We start from the raw sequence: 10,108 nt of genomic DNA, 5'->3' as shown, positions 1-10,108 counted from the left end.
GGCCTTCCGCGCGTTCCAGGGCTTGGGTGCGGGTGGCCTGATGTCCTTGGCGTTCACCATCATCGGGGATATCGTGCCCGCTCGCGAACGCGTGCGGTACCAGGGCTATTTCATGATGGTGTTCGGCACCGCGACGGTCGCCGGCCCGGTGCTCGGCGGCTTCTTCTCCGATTACGACACGCTGTGGGGTATCGACGGCTGGCGTTGGGTGTTCCTGGTGAACGTCCCGATCGGTGTGCTCGCGCTGGCCGTGGTCGCCAAGGTGCTCAATGTGCCACACGAGCGGCAGCGCCATCGCGTGGACTGGTTCGGTGCGATCGCGCTGGCGATCTGTGTGGTGCCGCTGCTGATCGTGGCCGAGCAGGGCCGCGGCTGGGGCTGGGAGTCGCCGCGCGCGCTGCTCTGCTACGGCATCGGTGCGGTCGGGCTCGTGCTGTTCGTCCTCGTGGAATTCCTGATGAAGGACGCCGCGCTGATTCCGTTGCGGCTGTTCCGGAATTCGACGTTCTCCATCACCATCCTGGGTGGTTTAATCGTCGGTATCGCGATGTTCGGCGCGATCAGTATGGTGCCGCTGTATCTGCAGGTCGTTCGGGGTTATTCGCCCACCAAGGCCGGTCTGCTGATGCTGCCGCTGGTACTGGGCATCATGATCGGCTCGCTGATCGCGGGGCAGGTCACCAAACTGACCGGCCGCTACAAGATCCTGCCCGTGCTGGGCACCTTCGTCATCGCGTGCGGGGCGGCGCTGTACGCGCAGGTGCACTACGACAGCCCGCTGTGGCAGCCGCTGGTGTACAGCGCGGTCATCGGCTTCGGCCTCGGTGGCTGTATGCAGACGTTGATCATCGCGGCGCAGAATGCCGGTCCGCGGTCGGATATGGGTGTGTCGACGGCGTCGGCGACCTTCTTCCGGCAGATGGGCGGCACGCTGGGGGTCGCGGTCTTCCTGACGATTCTGTTCAATCTGTTGCCGCACAAGATCATCGACGCGTTCGGCGGTGTGCTGCCGCCCGGCTTCGACACCCGCGAACTCGATCGGTTGCAGGCCAACACCAGCGGTATCGCGGCACTGCCGGAACAGGTGCGCGATCCGATTCTGATCGGCTTCACCGACTCCCTGCACGGCGTGTTCTACGCCGCCGCCGGGGTGGCGCTGTCGGCCTGTGTGGTGCTGCTGTTCATGAAAGAGATTCCGCTGCAGGACAGTTCGGCACCACCGCAGCCCGCCGAGCCGCCGCGGGACGTGCGGTCCGGGGCTGAAGCCGAAGCCGCCGAGTCACCCGAACCCTGGGAGCGGGAGCCGTTGTGGGAGGCCGAAGCCGAAGCCGCCCGGCCGGAATCGGCGCCGGCCCTCGCCGAACCGGCCACACAGACCGCGTTCCCGGAGGCCGTCGGCGACATGCCCGGTGACGCGCCTGTGTCCGGACACATCCACCGCGAAGACGGGCAATCCGTACCCGGTGCGGCGCTGACACTGATCGACCAACGGGGACACCAGGTTTCGCGCGCGACGACCGACGGCGCGGGCGGCTACCACCTGAGCGTGCCGGACGCCGGTAACTATGTGCTGATCGTTTCCGCCGAGGGACATCAGCCCGCCGCGGTGAACGTCGCGATCGGTTCCGAACCCCAGACGGTCGATCTCACATTACAGGGGTCGGGGGAGCTGTCCGGCATCGTCACCGAGGGGCCGGGCCGGCCACTCGCGGGCGTGACCGTGACCCTGACCGATCGGCGCGGCGAGGTCGTCGGTGCCGCGGTGACCGGAGCCGACGGCGCCTACGCCTGTCACGGCATCGTCGCGGGCATCTACACCCTGGTCGCGGTCGCCGGACATCGCAGGCCGGATGCCGCCACGTTGACCGTTCCCGAGACCGGCGTGTTGCGCTACGACATCGAACTCGCGCCGACGGCAGTGCTGTCGGGCCGGGTGCGCTCCGCGCGCGGTCCGGTCGCTCACGCCCACGTGGCGGTGCTGGATTCGGGCGGCGCGGTGGTGGCCGCGGCGTTGACGGACGGGGACGGTCGCTACCGGATCGACGATCTCCCCGCCGGGGACTACACGGTGGTGGGTCGCGGCTATCCGCCGGCCAGTGCACGGGTGGCGGTCGACGGCGAACAGATCGCCCACGACCTGCGGCTCTGCTACGACGGCGCGGCCGACAGATCGTGATCGGTATACCGCGGCCGGTGCGGCGACACCGGGGTGCGGTGGACATGCGGTAGGTGCGGGTGGCCTCGGACCGGGCCGTATTCGGTGGCATTCGCCCCCCTGTCACCCGGTCCGATATCCCCGGGTTCGATGTCGCCGGGGCCGATGTCATCCGGCCCGATATCGCCGGATGGCAGGGCTGTGCGCTCGAGCACCCGGGCGCACAGCCGGATCACCGCCTCGTCCAGGGTGATGCCGAGTTCGGCGGCGTGCAGGGTGGCCATCTCGACGGCCCCGAGGTCGTCCACGAAAGTCGGATCGGACAGGATTTCGTCCAGGATCATGCCGCTCAGCGCCTGTTCCTGGGTCAGAAGCTCGCCGGGCAGCCAGCTCAGCAACCACTGTCCGGGAAGTGACGGCAGGCGCTGGGCAGATTCCGGGGTGACATCGCTGGTCATCAACCAGTCGGTGATATGAAGCGTCATGGCATTCCCCTTCCACCAAGCCGGCCGCTGCGGCGGTCGTTGCCGCTCCGATAAACGGAGAGCCGGTGGCTATAGCTAAATGCTAAGGACGGCTTTCCGGGGCTGTCAACTAAGCATCTGTGCTTATCTGCGATATCTTCGAGACCTCAATGCCCATCTTCAATCAGATATGCCCAGTGAATATCTGAATTGATTACCGAAGCGGGGTGCGAAGGCGTGAAAGTTGGCTCTGCGGAACGCTTTCGAGCGTCATGTGGCAGAATCCGCAGCAGGCCGGGCACATTCGAGTTATCGGCGAGCTGCGTTCGCCGGGCGCTCACCGGAGTAATGAAAAATTGATGTTCAGCTGAGGATGCGATGGGCCACATGTGATTAGAATTCCGCATCGTGACACAATCTGACCCAGACGGTGGCGAACGGATCGGCGAACTGGTGCGCCGGCTCCGTATCGAGTCCGGTCTCACCCAGGCCGCGCTGGCCAAACAGGCGGACTGTTCACGCAGCCTCGTTCAGCAGATCGAGAACGGCACCCGCGTGCCGCCGCTGCCGCTGCGGGAACGTCTGAGTTCGGCGCTGGGGCAGGAACTTCCGATGGACGGCGTCGGCGGCTCGTCCGAACCCGGCGGGCATTACGACCTGCGGATGCGTTTCAACGTGCTCCTCGGCAAGGACCCGGGCGTCGTGGATCGGGTGCTGACGATCGCGCAGACGGTGCTCGACGCCCGCGGCGCGCGCGAGGAGGTGGAGCCGTTGCGCCTCATCGCCGCTCGCCAGCTCGAGCGCGCGGAAGAGCTGCTGGCGCAGATACCGTCGCGCAGTGCGACGGTGTGGGAGTGGAATACGGTCAACGACTGGCTGACCATCCTGGAGCAGGCCGAACAGTCCGTGCGCGCCATCCACACCGCCGATCTGGGCACCATCGGCGGTGACGTCGGCGACGACTACCATGCGGCGATCGTGCGCCTCGCCGACGCGGTGCACGAGCCGCGAGTCACGGTGCGGCGCATGTACGTTCTGGATCGCATCGAAGATGTGTGGCCCTACGACGACAAGCTGTGGTGGCAGGCGCGCTCCGGTGTCGAGAGTGTGCTGGTCAAGCGGGACCATGCCCGCAACGCGCAGAGCATGCTGGTCGTCGACGACCGGTATGTCTGTGTCGGGGAATACGACTACTCCCGCCAGACCCGGGTCGCGACGCGCTTCTCGGTGCTCAAACACGACGTGGCGTTCGCGGTCCGGCGCTTCGAGAAGCTCTACGACCTGCGGCGCATCGGTTCGGCGATCGTGGTCAACGATCTGCTGGCCGATCCGCGGCTGGCCCGATTCGACCGCCTGGGCGACGGTGAGGGACGGGACCTGTTCCGCGAGACGCTGCTTCGCGCCTGGGACGACATCCCGACCCCCGGTCAGGCGTCGCTGGAAACAGGGCGGCTGTGACGAGCGGCCCCCGGCATACCGAGCGGGCCGCCGCCGCGATGATCCTGCGTTCGGAGGAGCGCAAGAAGCAACTGCGCCGGCAGCTGTCGGAGACCGCGTCGTTTCCCGGCCGATCCGGCCGCCGGTATGAGGGTGTGCTGGACGCGTACCACGGCGAGACCGGATTCGAGATCGATCCGGCGGCGATGCGCGCCCTGCGGCGGGCCTGGAACGACCTGGCGCCGCATCGGATCCGGCGCCGAGGTCTGCCGGACTACGACAAGCGGCAACCGCTCGAGTTGCGGGAGTCGGCCGCCGCCCGCCTGTTCGACCGGCTGCACCGCCCCGCCGACGGAGTGACCGGCGTCCGGGTACGACCCGACGAGGTTGTCGTCTGCCCGTATTCGAGCATGCTGATGCTCGAGGAGGTCATCGCGACCGTCGTGCGTCCCGGCGGGGTGATCGTCTGCCCCGAGGGCTTCTACAAGAACTTCGCCACTCATATCGCGAAATTCGATGTGCGCGTGGTGGTTCCGGAGGCCACACCGGACGATTCGTTCCGCATCGACCCCATCGCACTGACCCGGGAACTGGCACGGCACGGCGATGCCGTGTGTGCCGTACTGCTCACGCTGCCGGGCAATCCCGTCGTCACGCAGTATTCGGCGGACGAGTTGCGGGAAATCGCGGGGGTTCTCGTCGCGGCCGAGGTTCCGGTGGTCTGCGATATGGCCTTCGACCGGATCGTCGGCGGGCATATTCCGCTCGCCGCGCTGGAGGTGCCGACCGCGCACGGCTCGGTCCGGTTGTACGACCGGATGGTGACCGTCACGGGTAATTCGAAGGGCTACAACGCGTTCGGGCCGTGCAAACTGGGCGCGGCGTGTACCGGCGATGCGCAGTGGCTGGAGCGTATCCGGGCGCGACTCACGATCGCTTTTCAGCGCGAGAGTACGCATCTGGTGCGCGCGGTGCTGGACCATACGCCAGACGCCTATTTCGAGCACAACCGGAAGCTGGTGCGCGAACAGTTCGACACCGCCCTGGACCGGATCGCCGCGATCAATGCCGAATTCGGCCCGAATGTGTTGCGGCCATTGGGCTCCGGGGCGAGCATGTTCCTGTCGGTAGTCGCCGATGGCGCTCTTCTCGACGCGGCGGGAGTGCGCGACAGCGCTGAGCTCGAGGATCTCTTGCTGGCCGGTGCGGGGATCGACAGTGTCGCGCTCGGGCGCACCGGATCGGCGCGGACGGGTGTGCGGCTCAACGTCCTCGCACCACGCCGCGGACCCGGCACCGAGGCCCGGGAGTTGGTCGACGAACTTTTCGACCGGCTCGGCGGGCTGGTCGCCGAGCTGGCCGGTGGCGCCACCTACCGCGATATCCTGCGCCGGCGTGGAATCGCGGAGCCACCGGCGTGATCGTCGGCGTGCTGCGCGAAACCGCCGCCCGGGAACGGCGAGTGGCGCTGACGCCGGACGGAGTCCGATGCCTGATCGCGGCCGGGATGCGAGTCGTGGTGGAGGCCGGCGCGGGGCGGGCGGCCGGATTCGACGACGCCGCCTACCGATTCGCGGGAGCGGCCCTCGTCGACGATCCGGGCGCCGTGGTCGCGGCCTGCGATGTGCTGGCGTGGGTGAAGCCGGCGACCCACGATCTGCGCGCGATGTCGCGGCGGCCGCATCTCACGCTGATCGGCTTCCAGGATCCGCTGCGGCGAGCCGCGCAGATCGCCGAACTGCGTGGTTCGGGTGTGGAATCGATTGCGTTCGAGCTGTTTTCCCACGAGGCCGGTGCCTTGGACGCGCTCTCGGCGATGAGCCGGATCGCCGGCAGCGTGGCCTATCTCGCGGGCCGGCGGCTGGTGCCGCGCACCGTGCGCAGGCCGATCCGTTCCCTGATTCTGGGGTGCGGTCCGGCCGGACTGTCGGCCGTCGCGGCGGCGGCCGCCTGCGGGGCCGAACCGCCGGTGGTGCTGGGCCGCCGGCCCGAACTACGACAGGCGCTGAACGTGCAGGGCCCCAACGTCTTTCACTGGTCCCACGACGTCGACGCCGCCTGCGTCCTGGAGCGGATCCGCGCGGACAAACCGGATCTGGTCTTCTGCGCCGCGGTGCGGCGTGGGCAACGGGCTCCGCTGCTGGTCGACGGGACCGCACTCGACGCGCTCGGGGACGGCGCGGTCGTGGTCGACCTCACCGCCAAGGCGGGTGGCAACTGTGCGGCGACCGTCACCGACGCGACCGTGGTGCTGCGCAACGGCGTCGTGGTGACCCACCGCTCGAACTATCCGGCGCGGCGACCGGCCCCGGCCAGCCGGGCCTACAGTACGGCGGTAACCGCCGCGATACTGCGACTGGCGGAATCCGGCCTGCCGGGTGGTCAGACGGTGTCGGATGTCTTCGCCTCGAATGCTTCCGCCACGATCGGACGAACCTGATCCATTCCGGCGCCGGGTTGTTCGCGCCGCACCGACGTCATATCCACGTCGGGCAGGCCGCACGCGACGGCCCACTGCCACGGTTCCAGGTCGCCGTCGACGTTCATGGCGAAGCCGTGGCTGGTGACGCCGCGGCTCTGCCGCATGCCGATGGAGACGATCTTGCGGCCCGTCTCGACGGTCCACACGCCGGTGAGCAGTTCCGATCCCGGCGGGGTGTCGCGGCGTTGCGCCCGGATGCCCAGCCGGTCGAGCGCGGCGACCAGGCGGTGTTCCACCTCGCGGATGTAGTCGACCACGCCCTCGCCGTCACCGAGCTTCACGACGAGATATCCGACGAGCTGTCCCGGGCCGTGATAGGTGAGCTGTCCGCCGCGGGTGGTCTCCACCACCGGAATCCCGTGATCCGGATCGGGGAGATGCGCACTCGGTGTCCGGCGCCCGATCGTATAGACCTGCGGATGGCTGAGCAGCCACAACGTATCCGGGCGTTCGTCGCGCTGGCGCTGTTCCACCAGTTCGGCCATGCGTTCCATGGCCTTGTCGTAGTCGACGAGTTCGTCCTGGATCAGTGTCAGCGGCCGCGACCTCATGATCCGAGAATACGACCGCGGCAGCGAGCGACGGCGGGCAGCGGTCCGCGGTACGCCATTTCTCAGTACGCCATTTCTCAGTACGCCTCGGTGTTGAGCTTGTCCCGCGCCGGCAGCGCGTCGCCGCGCAACGTGACCCGATCGATGGGCAAGCCGCCGTCGAGGCTGGACAGCGTGCCGGTATCGCCGCGCAGCGTCAGCTCGTCACCGCCGAGGGTCAGATGTTCCAGCTCGGTCTCGGTGGCAGCGGGCGCGCGGTGGCGCCGGTTGTGGACGATGCTGCTGAGGTAGGCCGCGACGATGATCCCGACTCCCAGCAGCCCGGTGACGACCTCGTCGAGATGGTGGCCGGTGGAGACCAGCAGGATCGCCGCGAGCGCGCCGATCGCCCAGTGCGCACCGTGTTCGAGATAGATGTACTCGGCCAGCGTGCCGCGCCGGACCAGGTAGACGGTGATCGAACGGACGAACATCGCGCCGATCAGTCCGAGCCCCAATGCGATGACGATCGGATCCGCGCTGATGGCGAAGGCGCCGATCACGCCGTCGAAGGAGAACGAGGCGTCCAGCACTTCGAGATACACGAAGCCGAAGAAGGCGGCGCGGCCGGTCAGCAGGGCGGCGCGGGAGGGGCCCTGGCCGGGCTGTTCGTTCTCGAAATGGGCGCCGAGGCCGTCGACGAGGAAATAGGTGGCCATGCCGAGGGCGCCGGAGACCATGACGACATCCGCCTTGTTGTTCGGCGCGAGCACACCGGCGCTGAGCACCAGCGCGATGAGCGCGATCACCACGGTGAACATCGAGAATCGCCCGATCCGCGCCAGCGGCCGCTCGAGCCAGCTCAGCCAGGTGACCTCACGCTGGGCGCAGATGTAGTTCAGGAACAGCAGCAGCAGGAACATCCCGCCGAACGCCGCGATCTTCGGATTGGCGTCGTTGAGCAGTGTCTCGTAGCTCGGCCGGCCGTCCGGGAAGAAGGGCGCGCCGCCGGCGGGTGGGTTCATCGCCAGCCGCAGCGCCTCGATCGGGTCCAGATGCGCACCGACCGCTACCACCACCAGTGGGAACACCAGGCGCATGCCGAAGACCGCGATCACCATTCCCACGGTGAGGAAGATGCGCTGCCAGAACGCGCTCATGCGTTGCAGGACGCTGGCATTGACCACCGCGTTGTCGAACGACAGCGATACCTCGAGAACGCCGAGGGCTGCGACCAGCACCACGGCCTCCGGCCCGCCGTACAGCGCCGCGACGACGAGGGACGCCGCGGCAACCAGGAACGACAGGGCGAAAACTCGCACGAACATGCCGATGCCTTTCGTCAATTCGACACCCGCGGGGGGTATGACCTCGCGGGTCACAGCATTCAGAGTGCTCGCAACCCTGCCATCGATTGTGACAGTTGAAGTGGCCCGGCGACAATCGACAGCTAGTACCAGTGGTGGGACTGCCAGAATGCCCATGCCCCGTCGGGGCTGCCGTACCGCTCGACCATGTAGTCGTAGGTCCAGCGGATCTGCGTCACCGGGTTGATCATCCAGTCCACGCCGTGCGAGGCCATCCGCTCCGGCGGCAACGCCTGCCCGAGGCCGTAGGCGCCCGATTCCGGATTGACGGCGAAGGGATTCCAGCTGCTCTCGTGCGTGATCACGTTGTCGAACGAGGGGAACTGCGGGACCGGAACGATCGTGAGGGCGACCGTCTTCATCGGCAGGCCGAGCAGCAGACCCGCGGTGGCGGAACCGGAAGATCCCGCCGAACCCGAGGCCGAACCGGATGCCGATCCGGAGGTGTCGGCGCACGCGGGGCCGCAGTCGGCGCCGGCGGTCGCGGCGAGGGCCGCCGGTGCTCCGACCAGCCACAGTGCGCAGAACGCGGCGAGGGCGGCGCGGCGCAGACGGGACCTCGGTGTCGTCTCGGTCACAATTTCGAGGCCGGCCGAGGCGGGTGTCGAAGATGGCGGCAAGGTTGCCGAGCCGATCGGCGATGCGGAGATGAACGGAAAATGCGTTGCCGAATCGGTGGGCTTCGCGGTCTGATTTGTCGGCTGGGCCGGAATTCGGGCGGGCTCGATTGGCGCGGACATGGTCAGCTCGGTCCTTCCGTGTCGACTTGCCGATCGATCAGAGTCGGAAATGCGACAGGTCGAGCAAACCACCGGTAATCCCGAGATGTCCGGATTGGGATCGGCGTGTCCGGCTCGGGCTTCCCGGGTGTGGGCCGGGGTACGTGCGAGCGGTATCCGAACGTATGTATAGTTGGCCTCAGCAACTAGTTGTACATGCTAATCAAATGCGTCGCGGGGAGTAAGGAAACTCGATCATGGTCGTCGATGCCCGTGATTCCCGTGTGAGCACGCGGGCCGAAGGCGGTAGCTTGCGTAACCACCCGGGCCCTGGCGAACACGGCGCCGGTGTCACCGAACAGGATGTGGCCGATCGACTCGGCGGCCAGCTGATCCGGTTGATGCGGGCGATCGGCAGAACCAAATCGCATATAGCCAAGTACGGTCCGGACGGTCTGGAGCGTTTGGCCTACTCCGTGCTGTTCTGCCTGGTCCACGACGGTCCGCAGCGGACGGGGAAGCTGGCGGACACCTTGCATACCGAAACATCGACCATCAGCAGGCAGACCAGATCGCTGGTGGCACACGGCCTGGTGGAACGCCGGGCCGACCCCGTGGACGGACGGGCCTGCGTGCTGGCGCCCACCGCCGAAGGGGTGCGGGTCTTCGAGGAGAACCGCCGAAACCGCAACCGCTGGCTGGCCGAGGTGATGGCCGAGTGGCCCGCCGACGAACGGGCCAGATTGACCGATCTCCTCGAGCTGCTCGTCAGCGGCATCGAAGAATCCACAGCTGAAAAATCCACTGCAACAGCCGAATCGAATTAGGGCTTACATACACATGACGACTTCGACCAGTGAGGCTCCGCCGGCGCAGCCGAACGCTCCGACCGTCGCGCCGACAGCGGATGTGCGACCGACTCTGTCGCATCGGCAGATTTTGACTATTTTGTCC

Annotated in this window: 9 protein-coding genes; 5 read left to right on the top strand and 4 right to left on the bottom strand. The window is 67.4% G+C overall.

The genetic code is table 11. From position 1 onward, the window contains the following. A partial coding sequence (locus tag NK1_RS34110) for an MFS transporter (RefSeq protein WP_084461856.1) occupies positions 1-2,176 on the top strand: 2,176 nt, incomplete at its 5' end. Here the strand turns inward: NK1_RS34110 and NK1_RS32940 are convergent. Then, complete coding sequence (locus NK1_RS32940) at positions 2,149-2,640, bottom strand: hypothetical protein (RefSeq protein WP_063015109.1); 492 nt, start codon at positions 2,638-2,640, stop codon at positions 2,149-2,151. The two genes, NK1_RS34110 and NK1_RS32940, sit on opposite strands and share 28 nt — an antisense overlap. A gap of 387 nt (positions 2,641-3,027) precedes the next feature. Between NK1_RS32940 and NK1_RS32935 the strand changes: the two genes are divergently transcribed. Genes NK1_RS32935 through NK1_RS35485 form a run of 3 tightly spaced genes read left to right on the top strand, consistent with a single transcriptional unit; the run spans position 3,028 to position 6,496 of the window. After that, positions 3,028-4,077 carry a helix-turn-helix domain-containing protein gene (locus tag NK1_RS32935; RefSeq protein WP_063015107.1) on the top strand — a complete coding sequence of 350 codons (1,050 nt, stop codon included), beginning with the start codon at positions 3,028-3,030 and terminating at the stop codon, positions 4,075-4,077. Next, entirely contained in the window at positions 4,074-5,477 is a 1,404-nt protein-coding gene (locus tag NK1_RS35490; protein ID WP_063015105.1) for a pyridoxal phosphate-dependent aminotransferase, read from the top strand. The genes NK1_RS32935 and NK1_RS35490 overlap by 4 nt, the downstream gene beginning before the upstream one ends. Next, a complete protein-coding gene (locus NK1_RS35485; RefSeq protein WP_063015103.1) occupies positions 5,474-6,496 on the top strand; it encodes a Rossmann-fold NAD(P)-binding domain-containing protein in 1,023 nt (340 codons plus the stop codon). Before NK1_RS35490 ends, NK1_RS35485 begins: the two co-directional genes overlap by 4 nt. On the opposite strand, the gene lipB is transcribed toward NK1_RS35485, so the two are convergent. The 3 genes from lipB to NK1_RS35960 form a co-directional block, all read right to left on the bottom strand. Continuing rightward, on the bottom strand, positions 6,439-7,089 hold the full coding sequence (gene lipB / locus NK1_RS32920; protein ID WP_063015101.1) for a lipoyl(octanoyl) transferase LipB: 651 nt from the start codon (positions 7,087-7,089) through the stop codon (positions 6,439-6,441). The genes NK1_RS35485 and lipB overlap by 58 nt on opposite strands. 77 nt (positions 7,090-7,166) lie before the next feature. Further along, positions 7,167-8,396 (bottom strand): DUF475 domain-containing protein, encoded by a 1,230-nt coding sequence (locus NK1_RS32915; RefSeq protein WP_084461855.1) that lies wholly within the window; start codon positions 8,394-8,396, stop codon positions 7,167-7,169. A 122-nt stretch (positions 8,397-8,518) separates the two neighbouring features. After that, entirely contained in the window at positions 8,519-9,013 is a 495-nt protein-coding gene (locus tag NK1_RS35960; RefSeq protein WP_245660998.1) for an aggregation-promoting factor C-terminal-like domain-containing protein, read from the bottom strand. A gap of 398 nt (positions 9,014-9,411) precedes the next feature. On the opposite strand from NK1_RS35960, the gene NK1_RS32905 reads away from it, so the two are divergent. After that, complete coding sequence (locus NK1_RS32905; protein WP_084461853.1) at positions 9,412-9,981, top strand: MarR family winged helix-turn-helix transcriptional regulator; 570 nt, start codon at positions 9,412-9,414, stop codon at positions 9,979-9,981. Positions 9,982-10,108 lie beyond the last annotated feature (127 nt).

Origin of the sequence: Nocardia kruczakiae NBRC 101016, assembly GCF_001612965.1 — a bacterium.
Taxonomy (GTDB): Bacteria; Actinomycetota; Actinomycetes; order Mycobacteriales; family Mycobacteriaceae; genus Nocardia; species Nocardia kruczakiae.
This window is presented reverse-complemented; position numbering and strand designations above follow the sequence as displayed.

Bases quoted from the DNA above. Each gene is read 5' to 3' on its own strand.
- NK1_RS32940 (WP_063015109.1), bottom strand. From the start codon at position 2,640: ATGACGCTTCATATCACCGACTGGTTGATGACCAGCGATGTCACCCCG.
- lipB (WP_063015101.1), bottom strand. From the start codon at position 7,089: ATGAGGTCGCGGCCGCTGACACTGATCCAGGACGAACTCGTCGACTAC.
- NK1_RS32915 (WP_084461855.1), bottom strand. From the start codon at position 8,396: ATGTTCGTGCGAGTTTTCGCCCTGTCGTTCCTGGTTGCCGCGGCGTCC.
- NK1_RS32905 (WP_084461853.1), top strand. From the start codon at position 9,412: ATGGTCGTCGATGCCCGTGATTCCCGTGTGAGCACGCGGGCCGAAGGC.